The sequence below is a fragment of the Bradyrhizobium ontarionense genome (assembly GCF_021088345.1).
Classification (GTDB): domain Bacteria; phylum Pseudomonadota; class Alphaproteobacteria; order Rhizobiales; family Xanthobacteraceae; genus Bradyrhizobium; species Bradyrhizobium ontarionense.
The window spans coordinates 1,008,474-1,030,323 of the sequence record NZ_CP088156.1 but is presented as its reverse complement, the minus strand read 5'-3'; the positions used below and the strand labels follow the sequence as shown (position 1 = coordinate 1,030,323).

At 65.4% G+C, this 21,850-nt stretch carries 28 protein-coding genes and 2 tRNA genes; 13 read left to right on the top strand and 17 right to left on the bottom strand.

All coding sequences use genetic code 11. The features are described 5' to 3' along the window. Nucleotides 1-144 precede the first annotated feature (144 nt). Entirely contained in the window at nucleotides 145-789 is a 645-nt protein-coding gene (locus LQG66_RS04615; protein WP_231323880.1) for a TetR/AcrR family transcriptional regulator, read from the top strand. 15 nt (nucleotides 790-804) lie between these two features. Next, entirely contained in the window at nucleotides 805-1,290 is a 486-nt protein-coding gene (locus tag LQG66_RS04610; RefSeq protein WP_231323878.1) for an Lrp/AsnC family transcriptional regulator, read from the top strand. 65 nt (nucleotides 1,291-1,355) lie between these two features. On the opposite strand, the gene LQG66_RS04605 is transcribed toward LQG66_RS04610, so the two are convergent. Continuing rightward, the gene (locus LQG66_RS04605) at nucleotides 1,356-1,661 is read right to left on the bottom strand and encodes an ETC complex I subunit (protein ID WP_231323875.1); all 306 of its coding nucleotides are present in this window, start codon (nucleotides 1,659-1,661) and stop codon (nucleotides 1,356-1,358) included. 222 nt (nucleotides 1,662-1,883) lie between these two features. On the opposite strand from LQG66_RS04605, the gene LQG66_RS04600 reads away from it, so the two are divergent. Then, a complete protein-coding gene (locus LQG66_RS04600) occupies nucleotides 1,884-3,026 on the top strand; it encodes an OpgC domain-containing protein (RefSeq protein WP_231323873.1) in 1,143 nt (380 codons plus the stop codon). Between the two features lie 174 nt (nucleotides 3,027-3,200). Continuing rightward, entirely contained in the window at nucleotides 3,201-3,605 is a 405-nt protein-coding gene (locus LQG66_RS04595) for a translational machinery protein (RefSeq protein ID WP_231323871.1), read from the top strand. A gap of 471 nt (nucleotides 3,606-4,076) precedes the next feature. Here the strand turns inward: LQG66_RS04595 and LQG66_RS04590 are convergent, their stop codons facing one another. Next, nucleotides 4,077-5,072: a hypothetical protein gene (locus LQG66_RS04590; protein ID WP_231323869.1), complete on the bottom strand. Its 996-nt coding sequence runs from the start codon at nucleotides 5,070-5,072 to the stop codon at nucleotides 4,077-4,079. Between the two features lie 83 nt (nucleotides 5,073-5,155). Here LQG66_RS04590 and LQG66_RS04585 point away from each other — a divergent pair, with 83 nt between their 5' ends. Together LQG66_RS04585 and LQG66_RS04580 are read left to right on the top strand one after the other, a co-directional pair. After that, nucleotides 5,156-5,716 (top strand): hypothetical protein, encoded by a 561-nt coding sequence (locus tag LQG66_RS04585; protein ID WP_231323867.1) that lies wholly within the window; start codon nucleotides 5,156-5,158, stop codon nucleotides 5,714-5,716. Between the two features lie 6 nt (nucleotides 5,717-5,722). Further along, a complete protein-coding gene (locus tag LQG66_RS04580) occupies nucleotides 5,723-6,160 on the top strand; it encodes a hypothetical protein (protein ID WP_231323865.1) in 438 nt (145 codons plus the stop codon). Nucleotides 6,161-6,224: 64 nt separating this feature from the next. Here LQG66_RS04580 and LQG66_RS04575 read toward each other — a convergent pair. From LQG66_RS04575 to LQG66_RS04565, 3 genes are all read right to left on the bottom strand, one after another. Continuing rightward, nucleotides 6,225-6,301 (bottom strand) — tRNA-Pro (locus LQG66_RS04575). 158 nt (nucleotides 6,302-6,459) lie between these two features. Further along, nucleotides 6,460-7,113, bottom strand: coding sequence for a cold-shock protein (locus tag LQG66_RS04570; RefSeq protein ID WP_231327689.1), 654 nt, complete (start codon nucleotides 7,111-7,113; stop codon nucleotides 6,460-6,462). 200 nt (nucleotides 7,114-7,313) lie between these two features. After that, nucleotides 7,314-8,075 (bottom strand): SIR2 family NAD-dependent protein deacylase, encoded by a 762-nt coding sequence (locus LQG66_RS04565; protein WP_231323863.1) that lies wholly within the window; start codon nucleotides 8,073-8,075, stop codon nucleotides 7,314-7,316. 369 nt (nucleotides 8,076-8,444) lie between these two features. On the opposite strand from LQG66_RS04565, the gene LQG66_RS04560 reads away from it, so the two are divergent. Further along, the gene (locus LQG66_RS04560) at nucleotides 8,445-8,609 is read left to right on the top strand and encodes a hypothetical protein (protein WP_231323861.1); all 165 of its coding nucleotides are present in this window, start codon (nucleotides 8,445-8,447) and stop codon (nucleotides 8,607-8,609) included. 112 nt (nucleotides 8,610-8,721) lie between these two features. Here the strand turns inward: LQG66_RS04560 and LQG66_RS04555 are convergent, their stop codons facing one another. Beyond that, nucleotides 8,722-9,003 (bottom strand): hypothetical protein, encoded by a 282-nt coding sequence (locus tag LQG66_RS04555; RefSeq protein ID WP_231323859.1) that lies wholly within the window; start codon nucleotides 9,001-9,003, stop codon nucleotides 8,722-8,724. Between the two features lie 54 nt (nucleotides 9,004-9,057). Between LQG66_RS04555 and LQG66_RS04550 the strand changes: the two genes are divergently transcribed. Further along, nucleotides 9,058-9,285 carry a hypothetical protein gene (locus tag LQG66_RS04550; RefSeq protein ID WP_231323856.1) on the top strand — a complete coding sequence of 76 codons (228 nt, stop codon included), beginning with the start codon at nucleotides 9,058-9,060 and terminating at the stop codon, nucleotides 9,283-9,285. 431 nt (nucleotides 9,286-9,716) lie between these two features. Here LQG66_RS04550 and LQG66_RS04545 read toward each other — a convergent pair whose 3' ends face one another. Then, nucleotides 9,717-10,019: an HU family DNA-binding protein gene (locus LQG66_RS04545; protein WP_231323854.1), complete on the bottom strand. Its 303-nt coding sequence runs from the start codon at nucleotides 10,017-10,019 to the stop codon at nucleotides 9,717-9,719. 588 nt (nucleotides 10,020-10,607) lie between these two features. Between LQG66_RS04545 and LQG66_RS04540 the strand changes: the two genes are divergently transcribed. Both LQG66_RS04540 and LQG66_RS04535 read left to right on the top strand, forming a co-directional pair. Further along, nucleotides 10,608-11,060, top strand: coding sequence for a VOC family protein (locus LQG66_RS04540; RefSeq protein ID WP_231323852.1), 453 nt, complete (start codon nucleotides 10,608-10,610; stop codon nucleotides 11,058-11,060). Nucleotides 11,061-11,334: 274 nt separating this feature from the next. Further along, a complete protein-coding gene (locus LQG66_RS04535; protein WP_231323850.1) occupies nucleotides 11,335-11,976 on the top strand; it encodes a glutathione S-transferase family protein in 642 nt (213 codons plus the stop codon). Between the two features lie 13 nt (nucleotides 11,977-11,989). On the opposite strand, the gene LQG66_RS04530 is transcribed toward LQG66_RS04535, so the two are convergent. The 4 genes from LQG66_RS04530 to LQG66_RS04515 form a co-directional block, all read right to left on the bottom strand. Continuing rightward, the gene (locus LQG66_RS04530) at nucleotides 11,990-12,244 is read right to left on the bottom strand and encodes a porin (protein ID WP_231323848.1); all 255 of its coding nucleotides are present in this window, start codon (nucleotides 12,242-12,244) and stop codon (nucleotides 11,990-11,992) included. An 84-nt stretch (nucleotides 12,245-12,328) separates the two neighbouring features. After that, nucleotides 12,329-12,586 carry a PilZ domain-containing protein gene (locus LQG66_RS04525; RefSeq protein WP_231323846.1) on the bottom strand — a complete coding sequence of 86 codons (258 nt, stop codon included), beginning with the start codon at nucleotides 12,584-12,586 and terminating at the stop codon, nucleotides 12,329-12,331. A 170-nt stretch (nucleotides 12,587-12,756) separates the two neighbouring features. Next, nucleotides 12,757-12,831, bottom strand: a tRNA-Glu gene (locus LQG66_RS04520). Between the two features lie 215 nt (nucleotides 12,832-13,046). Then, nucleotides 13,047-13,379, bottom strand: coding sequence for a monooxygenase system ferredoxin subunit (locus LQG66_RS04515; RefSeq protein WP_345778953.1), 333 nt, complete (start codon nucleotides 13,377-13,379; stop codon nucleotides 13,047-13,049). A gap of 222 nt (nucleotides 13,380-13,601) precedes the next feature. Here LQG66_RS04515 and LQG66_RS04510 point away from each other — a divergent pair, with 222 nt between their 5' ends. Further along, nucleotides 13,602-14,354 carry a hypothetical protein gene (locus LQG66_RS04510; protein ID WP_231323841.1) on the top strand — a complete coding sequence of 251 codons (753 nt, stop codon included), beginning with the start codon at nucleotides 13,602-13,604 and terminating at the stop codon, nucleotides 14,352-14,354. 267 nt (nucleotides 14,355-14,621) lie between these two features. Here the strand turns inward: LQG66_RS04510 and LQG66_RS04505 are convergent, their stop codons facing one another. The 6 genes from LQG66_RS04505 to LQG66_RS04480 form a co-directional block, all read right to left on the bottom strand. Beyond that, nucleotides 14,622-14,795: a hypothetical protein gene (locus tag LQG66_RS04505; protein ID WP_425601287.1), complete on the bottom strand. Its 174-nt coding sequence runs from the start codon at nucleotides 14,793-14,795 to the stop codon at nucleotides 14,622-14,624. A 124-nt stretch (nucleotides 14,796-14,919) separates the two neighbouring features. Next, complete coding sequence (locus tag LQG66_RS04500; RefSeq protein ID WP_231323836.1) at nucleotides 14,920-15,498, bottom strand: hemerythrin domain-containing protein; 579 nt, start codon at nucleotides 15,496-15,498, stop codon at nucleotides 14,920-14,922. A gap of 146 nt (nucleotides 15,499-15,644) precedes the next feature. Next, nucleotides 15,645-16,874 carry a 5-aminolevulinate synthase gene (gene hemA, locus LQG66_RS04495; RefSeq protein ID WP_231323834.1) on the bottom strand — a complete coding sequence of 410 codons (1,230 nt, stop codon included), beginning with the start codon at nucleotides 16,872-16,874 and terminating at the stop codon, nucleotides 15,645-15,647. 163 nt (nucleotides 16,875-17,037) lie between these two features. Further along, nucleotides 17,038-17,619, bottom strand: coding sequence for a peroxidase-related enzyme (locus LQG66_RS04490; RefSeq protein ID WP_231323832.1), 582 nt, complete (start codon nucleotides 17,617-17,619; stop codon nucleotides 17,038-17,040). After that, complete coding sequence (locus LQG66_RS04485; RefSeq protein WP_231323830.1) at nucleotides 17,616-18,101, bottom strand: CMD domain-containing protein; 486 nt, start codon at nucleotides 18,099-18,101, stop codon at nucleotides 17,616-17,618. Before LQG66_RS04485 ends, LQG66_RS04490 begins: the two co-directional genes overlap by 4 nt. Next, the gene (locus LQG66_RS04480; protein ID WP_231323828.1) at nucleotides 18,098-19,258 is read right to left on the bottom strand and encodes a PLP-dependent cysteine synthase family protein; all 1,161 of its coding nucleotides are present in this window, start codon (nucleotides 19,256-19,258) and stop codon (nucleotides 18,098-18,100) included. The genes LQG66_RS04485 and LQG66_RS04480 overlap by 4 nt, the downstream gene beginning before the upstream one ends. Nucleotides 19,259-19,385: 127 nt before the next feature. Here LQG66_RS04480 and LQG66_RS04475 point away from each other — a divergent pair, with 127 nt between their 5' ends. Next, nucleotides 19,386-20,363, top strand: coding sequence for a LysR family transcriptional regulator (locus LQG66_RS04475; RefSeq protein ID WP_231327688.1), 978 nt, complete (start codon nucleotides 19,386-19,388; stop codon nucleotides 20,361-20,363). Then, the gene (locus tag LQG66_RS04470) at nucleotides 20,363-21,841 is read left to right on the top strand and encodes an NAD(P)-binding domain-containing protein (RefSeq protein ID WP_231327687.1); all 1,479 of its coding nucleotides are present in this window, start codon (nucleotides 20,363-20,365) and stop codon (nucleotides 21,839-21,841) included. The genes LQG66_RS04475 and LQG66_RS04470 overlap by 1 nt, the downstream gene beginning before the upstream one ends. Nucleotides 21,842-21,850 lie beyond the last annotated feature (9 nt).

The following is a 21,850-nucleotide window of genomic DNA, read 5'->3' as shown; positions in this document are numbered from 1 at the left end:
ATTCTATTCTCAAGCGGATTGTTGTATGGTTTGGGCCGAGCATCAGCTTCTTGAGAATACGAGCGTTTTCAGACCCCCACCACGGACGCTGCTCGTGTCAGGTCGTTCCGACCGGCACCCGCGGGACGATCCGGCGAGGATGAGATGGCACGAACGATCGGGTCGCATGGTCCGACGACGATGGAGGCGATCCGCAAGGCCGGCCTGCGGCTGATCTTCCAGCACGGCTATGAGGCGATGAGCCTGCGCCAGCTCGCCGCCGAGGTCGGCATCCAGCCCGGCTCGCTCTACAATCACATCAGCACCAAGCAGGAGCTGCTGTCGGAGCTGATCCAGGACCACATCAACGACCTCCTGCGCGAGCTCGAAGCGGCGCTGCGCGACAGGCACGGCGCGGTCGAAAGGCTGCGGGTCTTCGTCGCCTTCCACGTCGGCTATCACATGACCAGGAAGCGCGAGGTGTTCATCGCCAATTCGGAGCTGCGCAGCCTCGATCCGCGAAACTATGAGGCGGTGGTGGCGCTGCGCGGCGCTTACGAGCGCCGGCTCGCGGACATCCTCACCGACGGCGTCGCCGAAGGCGTGTTCGACGTGGTCGACGTTCAGGTCGCGACCTTCGCGATCCTGTCGCTGCTGACCGGACTGTGCAGCTGGTATCGTCCGGGCGGCCGCCTGACCAAGGACGCCATCATCGCGGCGCATGAGAAGCTCGTCCTCTCCGGCGTCATGCCCCGGAGCGCTGAGCCTGCACCGGTCGGTGGCGGCCAGTCCGGCCACACCCCCGGCTGAACGGGCTCGACCCCGATGGCGGAGCGCCCTGACCTCGACGAGATCGACCGCAAAATCCTGGCAGAGCTGCAGGCTGACGGCCGGCTGCGCAACAATGAGCTCGCCGACCGGGTCGGGATCTCCCATCCGAACTGCCTGCGCCGCGTCCGCGCGCTGCGCAGCAGCGGCGTGATCAAGTCGATCCGCGCCACGATCGATGAGCGCTCGCTCGGTTACGGGGTGGTCTCGTTCGTCTCGATCCAGCTCGACAGCCAGCATCAAAGCGCGCTGGAGGCGTTCGAGGCCGCGATTGCGCCGCTGGCCTGGGTCCAGCAATGCTGGCGGCTGTCGGGCGATGCGGATTTCCTGCTGAAATGCGTCTCGACCGGCGTCGAGGGCATGAGCCGGCAGCTTCGGCAGTTTGCCGCGCTGCCCGGCGTCCGCGCCATCAGAAGCTTCCCGGTGCTGGGTCAATCCAAGGATGCGCCGCTGCCGATCCCGAGCGGACCGGCGGCCGGATAATCGTATGGACCGAGGCGCCGGCGCCGCACGGCGGGTCAATGCGTCCCGCTTCAGTGAGCCGCGATTCAGTGCGTCCAGGGCTCGCCGCGACGGAACGAGAAGTTGTCGGCATAGGCGATCTGCCGCTTCACCGGCTCCTTCGGCTCGATCACCTGGTAGGGAATGGCCTTGCGCTCGCAATAGGCCACCGCCTCTTCCTTGGTGTCGAAGCGCAGCGTGACCTGCTGCTTCATGTCCGAGGAGGAGGTCCAGCCCATCAGCGGCTCGACGGCGCGAGGCTGCTCCGGCTCATAGTCCAGCTGCCAGTCCCGGGTCTTAGCCCTGCCGGATTGCATCGCGTTCTTGGCGGGCTTGAAAATGCGTGCGGTCATGGCTGGAAGGGCCCTCGAAGCAGCGGTCGTGATGCGTTTGGCGGAAGCGGCCGGGATGGGGTACAGGCAACTTTCGGCACGAACGGTGATTCCCATCCTGGACGTGACCGTCTATCGTGCTCCGTATAGTCATTCTGCCGTCCCGTGACAATCTCGGTCGACTGCCACGGCGCCTCCCTGCTCCCGAACGTTTTCCATTCAAAACAGCGCGTTGAAGCGGCCATGAAAATCAATGCCACGCTGCCCGACAGAGGTCGCGACCTTCGGCTCGACCTGTTTCGCGGCATCGCCAACTGGGCGATCTTCCTCGATCACATCCCGGACAACGTGGTGAACTGGATCACGACCCGGAATTACGGCTTCAGCGACGCCGCCGACCTGTTCGTGTTCATCTCGGGCTACACCGCGTCTTTCGTCTATGCGCGCATGATGATCGACCGCGGCTTCCTCGTCGGCGCTACGCGCCTGTTCAAGCGGGTGTGGCAGCTCTACGTCGCCCATATCGTGCTGTTCGTGATCTACATCGTGGCGATCAGCTATCTTGCGACCCGGTTCGGGGTTTCCGAGATCATCGACGAGTTCAACGTCGCCGGCCTCGTCGATCATGCCAGCGATACGCTGGCGCAGGGCCTGATCCTCAAGTTCAAGCCCGTCAATCTCGACGTGCTGCCGCTCTACATCATCCTGATGGGCTTCTTCCCGCCCGTGCTCTGGATGATGCTGCGCCAGCCCGACCTGACGATGATCGCCTCGATCGTCCTCTGGCTCCTCGCCCGTCAGATGGGCTGGAATTTCGCCGCCTATCCGGCCGGTACCTGGTACTTCAATCCCTATTGCTGGCAGGTGCTGTTCGTGTTCGGCTCATGGTGCGCCCTCGGCGGCGCCCGCCGCTCCATGGGCATCATCATGGCACCGGCCACGCTGTATTTCTGCGTCGCCTACATGCTGCTCGCGCTCGTCATGACCATGGCCGGACGATTCCCGGACTTCGGCGCGATGTTTCCGCAGTGGCTCTACGGCGCGTTCAATCCGAACGACAAGACCAACCTCGCGCCGTACCGCTTCGTGCACTTCGTGGTCATCGTCATCCTGGTCATCCGCTTCGTGCCGAAGGAATGGTCGGGCCTGGAATGGAAGGCATTCGATCCGCTTGTGGTATGCGGCCAGCAGTCGCTCGCGGTGTTCTGTGTCGGCGTGTTCCTGTCCTTCATCGGCCACTTCACCCTGATGCTGAGCTCGGGCTCGCTGCTCGCCCAGATCCTCGTCAGCGCAGCTGGTATCGCGATCATGACCACGGTGGCCTATTACATCTCGTGGTCGAAACGGCAGGACAAGCCGTTGCCGAAGCCACCCGCGCCGAAGTGAGCCCGAACGTGAACGCGCCGCGCGACGAGGCCGCGTGTCGGTTGACCTGCATCAAGCTGGCCTCGATCCGGGCTCGGTAAGGTTCGCATCAGAAATGGCGCCGCCCTCGGCGGCGCGCGTTCTCACCGAGCGCGCCTGCCGCCAACGCGGCGACTTGCTGACAAGGACCAGATCATGCCGACCCATTTCCACGCCGTCGTGTGGCTCGATCACAGCCAGGCCAAGCTGTTTCATATCGGCCTGACGGGCGCCGACGAACTGACGCTGCATCCGCACCTGCAGACCCAGCATCTGCACCACAAGGCAAACACGACGGGCAGCGGCCACGCAGCGCCCGACAAGGATTTTCTCGAGGCGATTGCGAGCGCGCTGAATGACGCCGGTGAGATCCTCATCATCGGCCCGGCGAGCGCAAAGACGGAGCTTGCCAAGCACCTGCGCGAGAAGCACCCTGCGATCGGGAAGCGCATCGTTGCAGTGGAAGCCGCCGATCATCCGACCGATCACCAGATCGTCGCCTATGCCAAGCAGCACTTCAAGATGGCGCCGCCCCGCGTGGCGACGGGCACCGCGGGCTAGCATTCCGGGACTGACGTTCGTATCGGTTCGCAGCGGATTCCTCTACGACCCCTGCGGCGTCCTGACTGCACTGACAGGGTGAGCCGAGACATGGTTCGCGCACCGCGCCTGTGGTGCGCGGCCGGAGCGTCGCCGGCACGAAGGTGGGACATGCCGATGACGCCTGGCACGCGCCTCTGTCGGGCCGCCCGCAGGCCGGGCGTCTGATTTGATTTAGCGCAAAGACGCGAGATTTGGATTCAGATGATGTGAAGCCCGGCGGATGTTCCTTCCCCGGATTCACCCGCACCACTTCGGATGCTCCCGGGTCTTGCCGCTGCGGGAGCATCCGAATTTTTATTGGCCCTGCCATTGCAGCAGCCACGAACCGGCTCACGGCTCCGGCCTGCATCTGCGCGAGCGCTGCGGCGGCCGGCCCGAGCGCTACTACCCCGTGCGCCAAAGCGATGCGCCGGGTTTTGCGAGAACGTTCTAGCGGGCCGGCCGAAAGGCCGTGACCTGCGGCGGCGCGGCGCCGAGGCATGTCTGCGGCATGTGATCGAGCGCGCGCAGGAACGCCGCCGAGAAGCGCTTCGCGCTCCAGTACGACAGATGCATCCCGTCGACCAGGGTCAGATCGTCGCCGGTGTCGGCATCGATGTACACGGCCCCGATGGCGTCGGCGATCCGCTTGACCGGATCCGGCTTCGGCCAGATATCCGGGAGAGGCATGGGCACCAGCACGACGCAATCGGGTGATATGCCGATCCGCGAGAGGAAGCGCTTGGCCGTCCGCGCGTCGCGCCGGACGTCGACCTGGAAATCGCGGGCGCGCGTCTCGTGCGGCCGCGGGTGCTCAGCATCGGGCATCAGCACGTCGCGCCACACGAAATAGCCGTCGCTGGCCGATCGGAACGCGGTGTATTGCACCGAACTGCAATCGATCATCTGCCACTCGCAGAGCGTCGATCGATAGGCGATCTGCGCCTGCTTCACCAGGAGATGCCCGACCTCGAGCCAGTCATAGATCGCCGCCGAGGCGGCCGGACTTAAGCGCCTGCTGAAATAGGGGTCGACGCCGATCACGAGCATGCGTGGGTGCAGCTGATGCCTCACCGCCAAGCGGGCGAAGAAGGCCTGCCCATCCTCGCCGCTGAAGCCGAGATTGAATTGGCGCAGGCCACGCGCGGCGAAATACGATTGCACCTCGGAGGTCGAGAACGCGAACATGGTACGGCTCGAGCCGGTGAAAACGACGTCCGCCGCCTTGAGGTTCTCCAACGCGGCCGGCTCGAGCCCAAACCAGAATGCGTCGTGCTCGTAGTCACCGAATTTCGGAGATCCGCACAGGCTGATGAAGTGGCCGGGCGGCGCGACGCGGCAGCCTGCGATCGAGATGCCCCTGGCGCTATAGGCCACGGCACCGGTTAAATACGCCAGCACGACCAGGACGATGCAATAGGTCGGCAGCCCCCCGTTACGTTCCATGACTCGTTCGCCTGTCCCCTGATACCTCAGCGGTATCATGTGGCGCCAAGCTGGGAAACCCTGCGTTAGGAGGTTATGGTACAATGATGCCCGAGCGCGGGCCCTTGTCCAGCGTTCCCGCGGCGCCAGAGGCCTCAGGCCGCCGCAGTCCAGAAGCCCAAGGAGACCGAGCAGAAGGCCCTGTGCCGCGAGCTGCTCGATATCCGCTGTATATGGCCATCGGCACGGCGGCGTTCGAATTGATGCTGCGCCAGAAGGACATCATCGGCGACCGGCTGTCGCGCCGCGCCGCGCCGATGGCCGCCATCCCTCTGGGATTTCGTTGCTGCATCTCGACGAAGGGACCTGGCGCGGCTTCTTCACCTGGGACGCCACCCCGGCTGGCGTTGGCGCACGCGCACCTCAAAGTCGAAATATCGCGCCGCGGTCGAGTTCGACCTGCAGGTCTACGACCTATTTTGTTTCGGCTGATGCAGATGGTACCGGTCGAGCGGTGCATCGGCGTCATCATCAAGGACGAGTACGGTCTGCCGATCCGCTACCGCTCCTACGCAGATTGGTGGCGCCAGGTCGCGACGGCGGCCGGCATTCCGGGTGACGTGCAGAGCATGGACGCGCGCGTCGGCGGCATCACCGAGACCTAGGAAGCCATGGTCGATATCGACCTGCTCAAGGCCAGCCTACCCCATACGCAGGAGTCGACGACGGTCCGCTACATCCGCGCCGTCGCAGCAACAAGATCAAGGCGCCGGCCGAGGCGCGCAAGCAGTCGCGAACGAGCGGAGGTTCAGATGGAGAAGTTTGATGCAAGCGATCCTGCCGAGCGCGAGGCCGATCCGTTCCGCAAGCAGGTTGCCGAGTTGCTGCTCAGCATGCGGCAGAACTCCGACTTCAGGGCGCTTAGTATTTCGGAGCAGGCCTTCTCGTTCACAGTCGGCACGAGCATGGGTATGATGGGCGCTTGCCTGTGCTGTTTCGACCAAGGCAGCCACGACCAAGTCATGGACGTCATTCGGAGCTACCTTCCGACCGCTCGTCTGCAGGCCGAAGCCATCATTGCAACCTTCAAGACCGAGGGAACGGCGTAAGAACCGCCCGTCAGAATCACGTCGGAATCGCATGGAGAAAGTGGAGGAGATTCAAAGGCCGAAGTGGTCGGGGCAGCTGGATTCGAACCAACGACCTGCAGTACCCAAAACTGCCGCGCTACCAGGCTGCGCTATACCCCGATGTTCTCAAGGACCACTGTCCTTGGAAGGCCACGTCACTACACGGTCGCGGCCTCCGCAGCAAGACCGCGGACACGCCGCGGATTGCCGCCCGAACGAAAAGGCCCCAGGCAGGGCGCCTTGGGGCCTCGATATCTCTGGGTTTGGGGCCGTTCTGCTCAGTGCGAGGACAGCGCCGGCGACCCCGCCTCAGGATGGATTTCCGCCGCCATCATGCCCTTGGAGCCCGGCCCGTAGCGGACCAGCACCCATTGGCCGGGGCGCAGCTCGGTCATGCCGAACCGGCGCAGGGTCTCCATGTGGACGAAGATGTCCGGGCTTCCCTCGCCGCAGGTCACGAAGCCGAAGCCACGCAGGCGGTTGAACCACTTGACCTGGGCCCGCTCCAGCCCGCTGGTCGGCGTCACCGTGACATGGGTACGCGGCGGCAGCATCTGCGCCGGATGGATCGCCGTCGACTCGTCCATCGAGACGATACGGAAGGCCTGATAGCCCTTCGCGCGCTGGATGCACTCAACCACCAGACGAGCCCCCTCATAGGCGGTCTGATAGCCATCGCGCCTGAGCACCGTGACGTGCAGCAGCACGTCGGGCCAGCCGTTGTCGGGAACGATGAAGCCGTATCCCTTCGACGCGTCGAACCATTTGATGACGCCGCCGATTTCGACGAGGTTCTCGCCGAGACCAGTCAACGCATCGATTGCCGAGTCGCGCTCAACGCCGCCCTGAAACTCCGCTCCGAGCCGGGATGGTGCAGATGCACCAGCCACCGGTACTCCAAGCTTTTTGGACTCAAATCCGTCCGACCCCATAACCCCGGACCTCACAGATGAATTATCAGCCGCCACCCCTGCAACGGCGTCCTCATGCGCGCACTCATCATTTGTACCCCGACGAGTCACGCGAATCTCTCGAATCAAAAGATAACATTCCCTTGTGCCGCGCATAGACAAAAATCGGATTCATTGAGGCATATGAACAGAGTTGCAGGCAAAAATGCATCAATTTCCGTTCAATTACGGACGAATGGTCCGAGTACTTCGCCGATGTCCTGATGGATGACGAGGTCGGCAACGTCGTCCTGATCGGTAGGTTCCCGATTGATGACGACGAGTCGCGCGCCTGCCTGCTTTGCCATCAACGGAAAGCCCGCAGCCGGCCATACAACCAGCGATGAGCCAATCGCGACGAACAGATCGCAATGCTGCGCGAGCTCGGCCGCGCGCTGCATCTCGTCTTCCGGCATCGCCTGACCGAAGGACACCGTCGCCGTCTTCACCGGCTCGGCGCAAACAGGACAATCCGGCGCGGCACCATCGCCGTCGAAACGCTGGCGCACCCAGGCAAGCTCATAACGTTGCCCGCAGCCGATGCAGCGCGCGTAAGTGGTGTTGCCATGCAGCTCAACGACGTGATCCGGCGCAAAGCCGGACTCCTGGTGCAGATTATCGATGTTCTGGGTGATCACGGCTGGGATCTTGCCGGCCCGGTACAGCGACGCGAGCGCACGATGGCCGCGGCCGGGTCGCGCCGCGGCAAACGTCTCCTGCATTGCGAAACGCCGGCGCCATGCCTCGTCGCGCGCATCCCGGCTGGCGACGAATTCCTCGAAATCGATCGGCCTGTTGCGGGTCCACAGCCCTCCCGGCGATCGGAAGTCGGGAATCCCGGCCTCTGTCGAGATGCCGGCGCCGGTGAACGGCACGATGACCCGGGCGGCGGCGATCATATCGCCCAGTCGGTCCACTGCGTCCTGGAGATCAGGTGCAATCATCGGGCACGACCTTGAACATGAGGGACCTCGCATCAAGTCCTGTCATCCTACCATGGTCTCGCCGGCGAAACCTCCGCGACGTTGACGGGCCGTGCGTCCTTGAGCCACCTCGCGTGCGCTGGAACCATTCGGGCATGGGCCCAGTGCACGCGGCGCGAGTCGATCGCGCCGGCTGCCACCGCGAGATGTTTGCGATGCTTCATTTCACGGAGCTATCCCCACCCGAACGCGCGGCTGCACGCCGCCACATCCGCTCGTCCGCAATCACGCCTCAATCGCGCACGCACATCACGCCAGCGATTCGCCAGGTAGTTTGTCATGCGTCTCATGGCGAGGCTCGCCGGACATCGACCGGAGCAGAGAGGATCCGTGGGACAGAACGAGACGCAGGACGATCGGCGCGCCCAGGAGCGCGCCGACATCACGGCAAGGATTGCCGTATTCAAATCGACGCAGGAAAAGTTCGCACGCGAGCGCGAGGAATTCGCGAGCCGGGCCTGGCGCAAAGCGAATCGTGGCGAGGCCGCGGAGTAGCCGGCCCGCGCACCTCCTCGAGACAATCAGACCCGCGAGGATCAGAGACACAGAAGAAGAGCCCGGAGGCATGTGCCGTCCGGGCTCTTCCGCCGCCGCGTCGTGTTCGCACTCACCAGTGATGGCGCCAGTGGTGATACCGATGATAGTACGGACCGCCATAATAGGCGTACGGACCCGGCCCATACGCATAGCGAGGGCCGTCGTCGTAGTAGCCGTAGCCCGGGCCGTAATAGTAGGGATGCGACGCTGCGAGCGCACCCGCCGTCAACGCGCCCGCAGCCAAACCGAACGCTAGGCCGGGGCCGATGCCACGCGCCTGTGCCGGCGCCGGAGCGGCGAGAGCGGTGGCGACGGCGCCGGCAGTCGCGAGAACGGCCAATGCTTTTCTCATGACCGATGTCCTCCAAGTCACATGCGTCCAATCAACGCGGAGGCCTCGAAATCGTTGCAGGACCCCACCCTGCCCGTGCGGCGCCGGAACGTTCGCCCCGTCAAGGGGTTCATGAGCAAGGGTAGGATCGCGATGGAATCTTGGCTGGAACTTCTGTTCAATATCCTCGGCTATGGTGGCTTCGTTGTCCTCGCCTCGCGTCATCACGGGCCTGAGATGATGGCGACCGGATCGGAGGGGGTCGCGGACGCCGCCCAAGATCCCGGCTCCGGCGGCGTATGAAACTGAGCCGCGCCGTTTATCCCCGGAAAATCCGCAGCATATCCACAGCGCGCCCGAGCTCGGTATCCAGGCTGGGATCAACGGCTTGCCGCGCAGCATGCGCGGGCTTGTCCCCAAGGGGCTCAAAGGCGCTCCGAAAATGCTTTCTCGCCTGGAACGCACGTCCAGCGCGGGCCACCGACGTGGTCCGCCGGCTCGTCGATCTTACCGCGACTTCTCTTGAACCTTCTGGCGGCTGGCCAAGACAGATGAGTACTGGGGATTTCAGGGCCCAGTCTACGAGGGTGGCGCCAGGCGACGAAGATATTCCGTCGCGCTGGCGCTGCTGTCGTTTCAGCATGCGATCGCCTGACTGGGCCCGGCCTTGCGCATGAAAAAAGGCCCCCTTCGCAGGGGGCCTCTGATCTCGATCAACCACCGTGACAGTGTGATCAGGCGACCGCGTCCTTGGCGGCCTTGACCGGGCGGGCGCGCACGATCTTGCGGGCCGGCTTGGCCTTGAACATCATCTCTTCGCCGGTGAAGGGGTTGGTGCCCTTGCGCGCCTTCACGGCCGGCTTCTTGACGACGACGAACTTCGCAAAGCCCGGAACGAGGAACACGCCGTTCTTCTTCAGCTCCTTGTGGCCGACGTCGGTGAGCGTCTCGACGACGTTCTTGACGTCGCGCTTGGACAGTTCGGTCGTGGTCGCGATCTTCTCGATCAGCTGCGACTTGGAAAGTTGGGTAGCCATCGTATCTCCTTAGGATTGGTACCGATGAATGACGAGACGACTTCGCGGCTATCAGCGCATTGCTGCGCAGACGGGTCGGGGCTTTCTGGCTGCATTGCACAGCCGTGACTTTGAGTCGTCTGGTGGCGTATCACCCCGCGTTTTTTCGGGATTCTCCTGCATTTCAAGGGGCCCCGAAGCACCCAGAGCGGCGCCAAAATTCCAACGGAGCGCGGAGAAGTCAAGCTGCGATGCTCGTCGAATGGATCACGTGATTCATTTTTCCCTATATTTCTAGGCATTTTCGACTTTCATGCGTGATTTTGGCCGCACATGACAGTCGAAAAGCCCCAAAAAACCCTGATGCGGCCGTATCGCGCCGATGCGTGGACACCGCGAATCACTGCCAAAATAGGGATTCGCGGTATGCCAGGGGACGCCCGAAACCTCCTGCAACGAGCGGGACCTTTGCCCGACGACGACAATTCCGCGCGAGGCGAAGCCGGCGCGCGGTGAGCCCTGATGCGCCGGAGAACGATTTGCTGCTATGGATCGACGTCCACCGGCGGCGGTTGAACGTCCGCTTCAAGTTCAGGGAGAACAGAAACGATGCGTTATCTCCACACCATGCTGCGCGTGCGCAATCTCGACGTCGCGCTCAAGTTCTATTCCGATGCGCTCGGCCTCAAGGAAGTGCGCCGGATCGAGAACGACAAGGGACGCTTCACGCTGGTGTTTCTCTGCGCACCCGAAGATGAACACCTGCTGAAGGGCCTGCCGCCGACGCGCGGCGCTCCGCTGGTCGAGCTCACCTACAATTGGGACGAGGAGACCTATGGCGAGGACCGCTTCTTCGGCCATCTCGCCTATGAGGTCGACGACATCTACGCCACCTGCGATCGCCTGATGAAGCTCGGCGTCACCATCAACCGGCCGCCGCGCGACGGCAACATGGCCTTCGTCCGATCCCCTGACCTGCATTCGATCGAGCTGTTGCAGAAGGGCGAGCCGAAGACTCCCGCCGAGCCCTGGCTGTCGATGCCGAACACCGGACACTGGTGAGCGCTGCCCTGCGAACCCTGACGGAACATCGAGGCCCCCCTCGCGTTGTCGCTCCGATCGAATGACGGAGAGATACGAGGAGGCCGAGATGGGTCGAGGACTTCTGTTGTGGTTGTTGGGCGTGCCGATCCCGGTGATCATTCTGCTGTGGCTGTTCTTCGGCCGCTGATCACCGTAAGCTATTCGCTCAACCGAAAGGCCCCGCCCATGGCGGGGCTTTTTGCATGGGATACGCTATCAACGAGAACCATTGCGCAGAGAGCAGGAGCCGCACATGCCCGCCGAAAACCGACTGATCATCTGGGGACGCCCGAATTCGGTGAACGTGCAGAAGGTGCTGTGGTGTCTCGACGAGCTTGATCTCGATTTCGAGCGGATCGACGCCGGCATGCAGTTCGGCCGCAATACCGAGGCCGACTACCTCGCGATGAATCCGAACGGCCGGATTCCGACGCTGGTCGACGGTGATTTCGTGCTGTGGGAGAGCAACGCGATCATGCGCTATCTCTGCCTCGCCCACGGCGGCGATACCCCGCTCTACCCGCCGATGCCGCGACACCGCGCCGCGGTCGAGCGCTGGCTGGACTGGACGCTGTCGACGGTGCAGCCGGTCGAGCGGCCCTTGTTCTGGGGCCTCGTGCGCACCCCGCCCGCACAGCGCGACATGGTGGCCTTGCAGAGGAGTGCCGACGAAGCCGCGGCGACGTGGCGCATCCTCGACACGCATCTGGCGACTCGACCGTATGTCGAGGCCGAGAGTTTCACGCTGGCGGATATCGCGCTCGGCGCCTATGCGCGGCGCTGGTTCGGAGTCGAAGGCGTGGCCAAGCCGGAGCTGCCCAACATGACCCGCTGGTATCAGCAGATCGAACAGCGTGCCGGCTTCGTCCGGCATATTGCGCCGCCGCTGTCGTGAGGACGCCGCCCGCTCAGTGTCGGACTGAACTGCCCATCTCGACGCGCGCAGCCCCTCCCACCTTCACGCAGGTGTCGGTGCCCTCGACCCGCACGAAGTCGGCGCCGTAAGACGCACAGGGGTTGGTTGCGACTGCGCTGCGACGTGGTGCCGACTTGTTCGTGCCCGCGGCTTGCGGCGACGGCAGGGGCGCGCCGGGCGAGCCGGCAAAGGCGACAGCGACGACGATCAGCCAAGCGGTCGTGCCGAGAGCGAGAGATCTGAACATGGCTGCTTGTTAGCGCATCTTCGCCGATGGCGCTGCCCGAAAACGTCGGACGTCCTGGTCCGACACCGGGATGGCAGATCTGTCCTACTTGCCGATGAACTTGACCCCGGCCGAGGCGCGGCGCCGCCAGACCACCTGGCACAGCCGCCCGGTGCGCGCATCGCGGGCGAAGGCCAGTCGGATCGTCGCCGGCAGGGCGGTCGCATCCTCCAGGGTCAGCTTGGCGCCCGCGCTGGAAATATCCTGCACCACGCAATGGCGCACGGCGAACCCGCCATCCAGCGTGATCCACGCCGGCTGCTTCATCGATTTGCGGGCTTCCCGCTTCTTTGGCGCGGCCATCATCCTGCTCCTGCTCGCCCGCTGCAGTAAGCCAAGGACCCTAATGGACGGTTGATCGGATCAAACAGACGCCGCGTTGCGTTGGCGCAAGCCGGGATGGATCGTGGTCCGTCTCAGAGACGGGCCGTCATTCGAGGGTCTCGAGGGGGGCCGAGAAGGCCGGCGCTGAGTGGCGCTCCCTAGCGGAATCGAACCGCTCTCTCCACCGTGAAAGGGTGGCGTCCTAACCGATAGACGAAGGGAGCAATACGCACGATCGCGTGGAGCAACCTGCCCCGGCGCCATCGCCGTTTGCACGCTCTTGGCAAAACCTTCAGCAAATCAGCGAGTTGAAGCGATGATTTGCGAGATCGGCTGAACCATAAGCGATGATTCCGTGCCGCGCGCGCCGAACGTATAGAGGCGTTTTGCCGGCCGGGCAAGCGCCCGTGAGCATCTTGCTCGGGCTAGGCGCCGGGGATTAACGCGCCGCAAACAACGGCGAGATCCCGTCCGTGTCGATGTAGACCACGCCGTCCTCGACCTTCACCGGATACTCAGCCAGCGCGCTCTCCTGCGGGTGGAGCGGCGTGCCGGTGAGCGCATCCCACGTCCAATTGTGCACGGGACAGCTGAGCACACGGCCGTCGAAACCGGCCTCCTCCATCGGCGCCGCCGTATGCGGACAGACGCCCTGGAACGCCTTCAGCTCCCCATTGTCGGGCCAGGTGAGGACGATGAGCTGGGCGTCGGCGATGACGAGGCGCATGCCGCCTTCGTCGATCGTGTCGGCCCTGCAGACGCGCGTGAACATCATTGCCCCTTCGAGTGCGATTGACCTGCGATCCTAGGCCGTGCCGGCGCAATCGCGCGAGCACGGAAAAGCGGCAGCGCCGGATCTCCGGCCCGCAGCCTTGCGATGGCGGTGGCCCCCTTCTTGCTAACCTGTCCCTACAGACCCCGTTGGACGCGCCGTCGTGTCGTGAAAGCGACAGAACGATCGGCACGCCGGCGAGACGCGGCGACGGAGTGCGACATGACCGACATGGCGGAGCTGAGAACGCGCAAGGAGCCGCTCAATCTCGCAATCGTGCACGTCGATCCCGACGCCTTCGTCGCCAACCTGATGGGGTGGCTGGAGATCACGGCCTTCATCAAGGCGCAGCGCGCCGGCGAAGCGACGCCGCCGCCGGATGGCAAGACGCCGACATTATCGGCCGCACAACTCAAGAACGGCGGCGTCCACGAGGTCGGCAACGACGCGCTGTTCGCCTTCGCCATGACGGCGGCGCTGAAAGGCGACAAGGCTGCCGTCGACAAGGTCGAGACCGCGCTGCTGGACAGCATGGGCAAGGATTTTCCGGGCTCGTTCGCGTTGTGGCATTTCCGCGCCACCATCGACGCGCCGACCACGCTCGACGACTTCGTCGGCCAGGCCGGCAAGAAGATGCTGCTCGGCGACCTGCCACCGCCGCCGCTGCGCGCCAAGGAAAACTGGAGCGCCGGGCTGCGCTTCTTCGAGAAGGCGCGGAAGTCGAACTTCGTCCACGAGATCATGTATCCGCTCGCGAAATGGACACGCGCGCGTTGGACCGAGACCGCCGAGAAGGGCGTCGCCTTCCTGCACCACATCGAGGACAACGTGCCGGTGTTGCGCGAGGTGCTGGAAGAATCCCGTAACGACCAAGCCTTCATTGCCAACGTCCTGCAGAGATTGGCGCCTGCCGTCGATATGGAGCTGAACGAGGAATATCAGGGTTTTCTGCGCTCGCTGGCGCGGCGCAATTGATGCGGTGAGTTGCCTCATGCCGGGCCCAGCAAAAAGACCGGCGGGCGTTACGCCGCCGGCCTCTTGTCGCGACTGCCGGCTCCGGCCGTCCGGTTCCGCCGCACTCCTGGGGGGAGCATGCGTTCAGGGTCGCGCGACCTGGCTAACGATAGGTTAACGCGGGGACACCGGAATAACCACGATCACGACCTCCATGACCGTCACGGGCGCAGAGATGCATCCGGTGAGGGACCATCATCTTAAAGGGTTTAGAACGCGGCGGGAGCGTCAGCTCAGCAGCAGCGCGCGCTTCCTGTCACTGCGGAGCTTGAGTTCCTGGCATCCCGAGAGCCGCACGAACTCCTGCGGGTGCATGTCGTAGCCGTGGCTGCCTAAGACGTTCTGCTGCGACATCGGGACCTGCGCGGGTGTGTCGGCCGCGTCCGCGGCCCCCGTCGTCAATGAACCTCGGACTGGTTCGGGTCCTGTGTCCAAAGCGGCCATAGCCAGCTCCCGCAAAAGAGTGCCTGCCCCCGGACCGGAATTATAGTCCTCCGCCTGCCCGGCGCAATCGGGCAAAACGCCATCAGCCGGTGGCCGCACGCCCCTGCTCCGCCTCCTGCTCCCAGCGCAGGATGGTCCGCTCCAGATTGTGGAATTTCTCGGCGACGTCGCCGTCGAACAGCGGATCTTTCCGGTCGGACATGCGGGCGTCGATGTCGGCCCAATCCTCCGCCTGCAGTGCGCGCAACGCAGCCGGAAACAGCAGCGTCTCCTCCTTGCGCAGATGCTCGCGCTGGCTGTCGATGAACTGATGCACCGCGGCGTGAAAGCTTTCGCGCAGGATTTCCTGGTCGGCGAGAACCGCGTTCACGGCAGCAGCAAAGTCGCGCAGCCGCTGCGCCTCGGTCTCGTGCTCGTCGTCGACGTCACCATAGGCGGCGGCAGCGGCAGGATCACGCGCGCGGAGCTTGCCGAAGATCATCTCCTCCTTGGGATGATGACAGCGCTGCGGATAGTCCTCGAAATAGGCGATGATGCTCTGCAGGATATCGTAGTCCGGCCGCCGATCGTGATCGAACAGCTCCAACTCATGCTCGAGCACCGAAAGGAGCTTCTCGAGATTCTCGTGCTCCTGCAGCAGCGCCTCGATGATCCTCGCCATGGCAGCCCTCGCCTGTGCACCGGCCGGGCCCGGCCGAACCGGCATTTTCCCTGATCGCAAACACTACGCCCGCGCGGGCACGGGCGGCATTGCGGCAGATCAAACCGACAGATCGACGTGACAGCCCGGCAGGACAGGCGAAGCCGTCACTCCGCCGCCAGCGCCTGCGGCGCGCGCGCCAGGCTGAGCCGGTCCCAGACATCGACCAGGGCCTCGGCCAGCGCGTCGATCAGGCCGTCATCATGGTAGGGGGATGGCGTGATCCGCAGCCGCTCCAGGCCGCGCGGCACGGTCGGGTAGTTGATCGGCTGGATGTAGATACCGTGCTCGGACAGCAGCAGGTCGGAGGCCGCCTTGCACTTCTCGGCATCGCCGACATGGACCGGCACGATGTGGGTGTCGGAGGGCATGACCGGCAGGCCGGAGGCGTTCAGCACCGCCTTCAGCCGCGCCGCACGATCCTGGTGGCGGTCGCGTTCCCATTGCGAGGTCTTCAGGTGGCGGATCGCCGCGGTCGCGGCGGCGCAGACCGGCGGCGGCAATGCCGTGGTGAAGATGAAGCCCGGAGCATAGGATCGCACGGCATCGATCAGGTTCGCATTGGCGGCGATGTAGCCGCCGAGACAGCCATAGGCCTTGGCGAGCGTGCCTTCGAGGATGTCGATCCGGGCCATCACGCCGTCGCGCTCGGCGATGCCGCCGCCGCGCGGGCCGTACATGCCGACCGCGTGGACTTCGTCGACATAGGTCAGCGCGCCGTAGCGTTCGGCGAGATCGCAGATGCGGTGCAGCGGCGCGACGTCGCCGTCCATCGAGTACAGGCTCTCGCAGATGATCAGCTTGGGACGGTCCGGATCGGCCGCACGCAGCAGCTGCTCGAGATGATCAAGGTCGTTGTGGCGCCAGATCTGCTTCTCGGTGCCCGCCTTGCGGACGCCCTCGATCATCGAATTGTGGTTCAGCGCATCCGACAGCAGAAGGCAGTTCGGCAGCAGCTTGGCGATGGTCGAGATGCCGGTCTCGTTGGAGACGTAGCCCGACGTGAACACCAGCGCCGCCTCCTTGCCGTGGAGATCGGCGAGCTCGCGCTCCAGCTCGATCAGTGGATGGTTGGTGCCGGCGATGTTGCGGGTGCCGCCGGCGCCCGTGCCCATTCGCGCGGCAACGTCGACCATGGCGCCGATCACCTTCGGATGCTGGCCCATGCCGAGATAGTCGTTGGAGCACCAGATCACGACGTCCTTCGGACCATCCGGGGCGTGCCAGATCGCGCGCGGAAAGCGGCCCGCGAGCCGCTCGAGATCGGCGAAGACGCGATAGCGGCGCTCCTGATGCAGCTGGTCGAGGGCCCGGTCGAAATAGCTGTCGTAATCCATCACCTGATCCGTCCTTCCCCTGCCCGCGGCGCGAAGCCAGAGTTCCAGCGGCCCCTTAAGGGTCTGTTGCAGGTCGGGACGAAAGCGCAATTCTGCGCCCGCTTCGTTGATCCAGATCAGGTATTGGGCACAATGCCGGGCGTCGGGCGGGCCGTCCCCGGCGTCAGCCCTCCGCGGCGAGCGGCTCGCCCAGCGTGTGCATGAGACGGTTGGCCCAGCCGAAGATCGCCGCCGACAGGATCAGGTCGAGCTGCTCCAGCTCGCTGAGGCCGGCTTCCTTCAGCACGCCTGCGTCGGCAACCGTCGCCGCGATCGGCGTCGTCGACAGCCGCGCGGCAAAGTCGAACACGGCCTGGTCACGCGGCGGCAGCCTGGCCTGCAGCTCGTCGGCGAAGACCGTCTCGATCAATTCGGTCCGCTTGGTATGGGCCAGGAACCGCGAGGCATGCACTGCCGTGCAATAGATGCAGCGATTGACCACGGAGGCCGCGATCGCGCCGAGCTCGCGCTCAGCGGGGCTCAGGCCGTCCTTGCCGTACATGATCAGGTTGAACAGCGGCGAGCGCACCTCGAGCGATTCCGGATCGTGCGCCAAGGTCAGCACATACGCCGACACGCCCTTGTTGGACGGCGTGACCTTCATCGCCGACAGCTGCGCGGGCGTGGCGCTGGCGAACTCGACCGGGGTCACATAGGGCGACCATTCCGGGACCTTGGCCGTAAAGTCGTGGACCGGCTTGCTCATGACGCATCCCTCAGCAGCACCAGGCCCGCGACCACCCGCAGCTGGTAGTTCACGAACGCCGCGAGCTCTGACAGCCGCACGATGTCGGGCTCGCCGACACCGGCGGACCTCAGCGCCTCGATGTCGCCGCGCGTCGCGTTGCGTGGCGACAGCGTGAGCAGGTCGGCATGCCGCGCCATGGCGTCCTGGCGGGGATCGCCGCTCACGCCGCCGGGCTGCGCGAGCGCCGCGACGTCGGCATCGCCGGAATGAGCCAGATAGCCGTCGTAATGCGCGACCAGCGCGGCGCTGCCGAGGTGCCGGCACATCCGTGCTGCCAGTGCCGCACGCAGCGCATGGCTGAGCCCGCCGGGATCGCGCGGCACCAGCACGGCATCATGCGCGGCCTCGCTGAGCCGCAGCACCTCGGCGCGCGTCTTCAGCGCGGCACCGAGCTTCGAGCCCGTGGGGATGCCCGCGAGCTTCTCGATCAGCGTGGTCATGCGGCACCTCGCATCTGGCAGGGATTGTCGGCATCCAGGATATCGAGGCCCATTGGCGTGCCGGTATCGAGGAAGGCGGTGAGCACAGCCTCGACCGGCGCCGGATCGAGGCCGCGGGCGGCGAGCCATTGCGGCTCGTAGTAGGTCTGGCGATAGCGTTCGCCGGAATCGCAGATCAGCGTCACCAGCGAGCCGGTCGTGCCGGCCTCGCGCATCTGGGCCGCAAGCCGGCACAGCGCGAGGAAGTTGGTCCCGGTCGAGCCGCCGACCGGCCGGCGCAGCCGCCGCGTCAGCACGTTCATCGCCGCGATCGAGGCCGCATCCGGCACCTTCATCATGCGGTCCACCACACCCGGCACGAAGGACGGCTCGCAGCGCGGACGGCCGACGCCCTCGATCAGCGAGGGACGCTCGCAGGTCTGGGCGCAGTCGCCCTTGCAGAAGGCATCGAAGAACGCGGAGTGCTCGACATCGGCGACGCACAGCCGCGTCGGATGGCGGCGATAGCGCAGGTAGCGGCCGATCGTGGCCGAGGTGCCGCCGGTGCCCGCGCTCATCACGATCCATTCCGGCAGCGGACAGCGCTCGCCCTGCAGCTGGTTGAAGATCGACTCGGCGATGTTGTTGTTGCCGCGCCAGTCGGTGGCCCGTTCGGCGAAGGTGAACTGGTCCATGTAGTGGCCGCCGAGCCGCGCTGCGAGCGCGGCCGCCTCGGCATAGAGGAACCTGCCGTCATCGATCAGGTGGCAGTTGCCGCCGTAATGCGTGATCGCGGCGATCTTCTCAGCCGACGTCGTGCGCGGCATCACCGCGTAGAACGGCACCCCGATCATCTGCGCGAAGTAGGCCTCCGACACCGCGGTGGAGCCCGAGGAGGCCTCGACCACCGGCGTGCCCTCGCGGATGTGACCATTGCACAGCGCGTACAGGAACAGCGACCGCGCCAGCCGATGCTTGAGGCTGCCGGTCGGATGCGTCGACTCGTCCTTGAGGTAGATGTCGATGCCGGCGAGCGCGGGCACGATGAGGCGGATCAGATGCGTGTCCGCGGTGCGGCACTGGTCGGCCTCGATGGCCGCGACGGCGTCGTCGACCCAGCCGCGGCGATAGCGCGGCGGGCCCATCATCGCCGAATGGGGAGCAATCGGAGGGGTCATCCGCGCAACCGACCATAATCCACTTTTCACATCAAGATTATTTCGTCATTCTTCTGATGAATAATAAGCCATCGGCCGCGGAAACTTTATGCTTCAAGCAGATTGAAGAGGATGCATAATGCCGGGAATGCATGATGATGTGATCGATATCAGGCTGCTGGAAGCCTTCTCCGCCGTGATGTCCGCCGGCAGCATCACTGCGGCTGCGCGCCTGCTCGGCCGCTCGCAGCCGGTGGTGACGCGGCAGATCCAGGATCTCGAGACCGACGTCGGCTACCTGCTGTTTGCGCGCAACGGCCCGCGCATCGCGCCGACGCCAAAGGGGGTGCTGTTCCACGCCGAGGTCGAGCGGCTGCTGCTCGGCCTCAGGCACATCCGCGCGCGCGCCACGGCGATCGGCGCCGGCGCCCTGCCCGTGCTCAGCCTCGCCGCGATCTCCGCGCTCGCCGCAGGCGTGGTGCCGGCCGCGCTCGCCGCCATGAGCGGCGACCTGCTGCCGCGCCAGGTCCATGTGCAGTCGCTGTCGGCGGAGAACGTCGTGCAGTCCGTGCTGGCCCAGTCGGCGGATTTCGGCCTCGCCAGCCTGCCGATCCAGCATCCCGGCCTCGACGTGCAGTGGGTCTGCGAGGTGCCCTGCGTCGCCTGCGTCGCCGCCGATCACCCGCTGGCGAAGAAGAAGGTGATCCGCCTCAAGGATCTCGGCGGCCGCCGCCTCCTGACCATGGCCAATCCCTATCGCCTGCGCCGCCGCGTCGACGAGGCGCTCGAGCGTGCCGGCGTCAGGCCGCAGGAGGTGATCGAGACCAACGCCTCGCTCAACGCGGTGGCGATGGCCCGGCAGTCGCTCGGCGTTGCGATCGTCGAGCCCGTGCTGACCTCGCATCTGGAGATGACCGGCATCGTCACGCGCAAGCTCGATGTCGCCATTCCGTTCCTGTTCGCCGCCATCACGCCCGCCGGGCGCGAGCTCACGCCGACCGTTGCCGCGCTCAACGCGGCGCTGCGCGCGGCGGCAAGCCTGATGCCGGGCGCGAGGCTCCACGACGGCGCCGCCGCGTTTGCCGAGGCCGCCGGCGAGGCCGTCCAAGTCGAGAGAACCGCATGATGAGCGATCCCTGTCCGAACGCGACCGGCCTGGCCGCGCTCGAAGCGCGCCTCCGCCAGGATCTGGCGTGGCTGGAATGGCCGGCGAAATCCTGGGTGCCTCGCCGCACCGTCGATGGCGTCGCGGTCCACGATGTCGTCATTGTGGGCGGCGGTATGGCCGGCCTTGCGGCCTCGGCCATGCTCAAGCGGCTGGGCGTCGACAACCACATCGTGCTCGATCGTGCCACGGCAGGCTCGGAGGGCCCATGGGTCAGCTATGCCCGCATGCTCACGCTGCGTTCGCCGAAGGAATTGACCGGGCCCGCGATCGGCCTGCCGGCGCTGACCTTCCGCGCATTCTATGAGGCGCAGCATGGGCGCGAAGCCTGGCAGCGCCTCGACCGCGCCCCGCGCACGCTGTGGATGGACTACCTCGTCTGGTACCGGAAGATGCTGGAGCTGCCGGTGCAGAACGAGGTGACCGTCGTGCGCATCGACGCGCGCGCTGAACAGTTGCTCGCCCTTGATCTCCGCAGCCCCGAGGGACCGCGCCGGATCCTGGCCCGCCACGTCGTGCTCGCCACCGGCCGCGACGGCCTCGGCGGTCCGTTCGTGCCCGAGATCGCCGACAGCATCGACCGTCGCTACTGGGCCCACACCGCTGATACGATCGACTTCGACCGCCTGAAGGGCAAGCGCGTCGCCGTGGTCGGTGCCGGCGCCTCGGCCATGGACAATGCGGCGGTCGCGCTCGAGACCGGCGCCGCGCGGCTCGACCTGTTCATCCGCCGCGCCGACATTCCGCGCATCAACAAGTTCACGGGCATCGGCAGCCAGGGCGTCGTGCACGGCTTTGCCGGCCTGACCGATGAATGGAAATGGCGCTTCCTCGATCACACCATCAAGGCCCAGACGCCGCCGCCGCGTCCGAGCGTGCTGCGCGTGTCGGCGTTTCCGCAGGCGCAATTCCACTTGGCAAGCCCGATCCTCGCGCTGGAGGAGCACGACGATCATGTGGTCGTCACCACGCCCAAGGGGCGCTACCCGACCGACTTCATCATCTTCGGCACCGGCTTCAAGGTCGACCTCGCGCTGCGCCCCGAGCTCGCAGCGTTCGCTCCCCACATCCGGTTCTGGCGCGACCGCTTCCCGGCGCCGGCCGGTATGGCCAATGAGGAGCTGTCGGACTCGCCGGATCTCGGCGACGGCTTCGAGTTTCTCGAGAAGGTGCCGGGAACGTGCCCTGCGCTATCCCGGCTGCACGGCTTCAACTACCCGGCGACGCTGAGCCACGGCAAGCTCTCGGGCGACATCCCGGCGATCAGCGAGGGCGCCGACCGGCTCGCGCGCGGCATCGTCCGCGCGCTGTTCGTCGAGGATCGCGAGCGGCATTTCGAGAACCTGAAAGCCTTCGCCACGCCGGAGATCATCGGCGACGAATGGACCGACGCCGATGCGCCGGTCCCACGTCAGCCTGCTCCGATCACGTCCACCTGACCAACGCCG

Coding starts and splice junctions, on each gene's coding strand:
- LQG66_RS04565 (WP_231323863.1), bottom strand. CDS start 8,075: ATGATTGCACCTGATCTCCAGGACGCAGTGGACCGACTGGGCGATATG.
- LQG66_RS04530 (WP_231323848.1), bottom strand. CDS start 12,244: ATGTTCAGATCTCTCGCTCTCGGCACGACCGCTTGGCTGATCGTCGTC.
- LQG66_RS04515 (WP_345778953.1), bottom strand. CDS start 13,379: ATGTTCACGCGCGTCTGCAGGGCCGACACGATCGACGAAGGCGGCATG.
- LQG66_RS04585 (WP_231323867.1), top strand. CDS start 5,156: ATGATGCCCGAGCGCGGGCCCTTGTCCAGCGTTCCCGCGGCGCCAGAG.
- LQG66_RS04540 (WP_231323852.1), top strand. CDS start 10,608: ATGCGTTATCTCCACACCATGCTGCGCGTGCGCAATCTCGACGTCGCG.
- LQG66_RS04475 (WP_231327688.1), top strand. CDS start 19,386: ATGCATGATGATGTGATCGATATCAGGCTGCTGGAAGCCTTCTCCGCC.
- LQG66_RS04595 (WP_231323871.1), top strand. CDS start 3,201: ATGCCGACCCATTTCCACGCCGTCGTGTGGCTCGATCACAGCCAGGCC.
- LQG66_RS04510 (WP_231323841.1), top strand. CDS start 13,602: ATGACCGACATGGCGGAGCTGAGAACGCGCAAGGAGCCGCTCAATCTC.
- LQG66_RS04570 (WP_231327689.1), bottom strand. CDS start 7,113: ATGGGGTCGGACGGATTTGAGTCCAAAAAGCTTGGAGTACCGGTGGCT.
- LQG66_RS04590 (WP_231323869.1), bottom strand. CDS start 5,072: ATGGAACGTAACGGGGGGCTGCCGACCTATTGCATCGTCCTGGTCGTG.
- LQG66_RS04580 (WP_231323865.1), top strand. CDS start 5,723: ATGGTCGATATCGACCTGCTCAAGGCCAGCCTACCCCATACGCAGGAG.
- LQG66_RS04480 (WP_231323828.1), bottom strand. CDS start 19,258: ATGACCCCTCCGATTGCTCCCCATTCGGCGATGATGGGCCCGCCGCGC.
- hemA (WP_231323834.1), bottom strand. CDS start 16,874: ATGGATTACGACAGCTATTTCGACCGGGCCCTCGACCAGCTGCATCAG.
- LQG66_RS04490 (WP_231323832.1), bottom strand. CDS start 17,619: ATGAGCAAGCCGGTCCACGACTTTACGGCCAAGGTCCCGGAATGGTCG.
- LQG66_RS04555 (WP_231323859.1), bottom strand. CDS start 9,003: ATGAGAAAAGCATTGGCCGTTCTCGCGACTGCCGGCGCCGTCGCCACC.
- LQG66_RS04545 (WP_231323854.1), bottom strand. CDS start 10,019: ATGGCTACCCAACTTTCCAAGTCGCAGCTGATCGAGAAGATCGCGACC.
- LQG66_RS04605 (WP_231323875.1), bottom strand. CDS start 1,661: ATGACCGCACGCATTTTCAAGCCCGCCAAGAACGCGATGCAATCCGGC.
- LQG66_RS04615 (WP_231323880.1), top strand. CDS start 145: ATGGCACGAACGATCGGGTCGCATGGTCCGACGACGATGGAGGCGATC.
- LQG66_RS04535 (WP_231323850.1), top strand. CDS start 11,335: ATGCCCGCCGAAAACCGACTGATCATCTGGGGACGCCCGAATTCGGTG.
- LQG66_RS04485 (WP_231323830.1), bottom strand. CDS start 18,101: ATGACCACGCTGATCGAGAAGCTCGCGGGCATCCCCACGGGCTCGAAG.
- LQG66_RS04525 (WP_231323846.1), bottom strand. CDS start 12,586: ATGGCCGCGCCAAAGAAGCGGGAAGCCCGCAAATCGATGAAGCAGCCG.
- LQG66_RS04470 (WP_231327687.1), top strand. CDS start 20,363: ATGAGCGATCCCTGTCCGAACGCGACCGGCCTGGCCGCGCTCGAAGCG.
- LQG66_RS04610 (WP_231323878.1), top strand. CDS start 805: ATGGCGGAGCGCCCTGACCTCGACGAGATCGACCGCAAAATCCTGGCA.
- LQG66_RS04600 (WP_231323873.1), top strand. CDS start 1,884: ATGAAAATCAATGCCACGCTGCCCGACAGAGGTCGCGACCTTCGGCTC.
- LQG66_RS04500 (WP_231323836.1), bottom strand. CDS start 15,498: ATGGCGAGGATCATCGAGGCGCTGCTGCAGGAGCACGAGAATCTCGAG.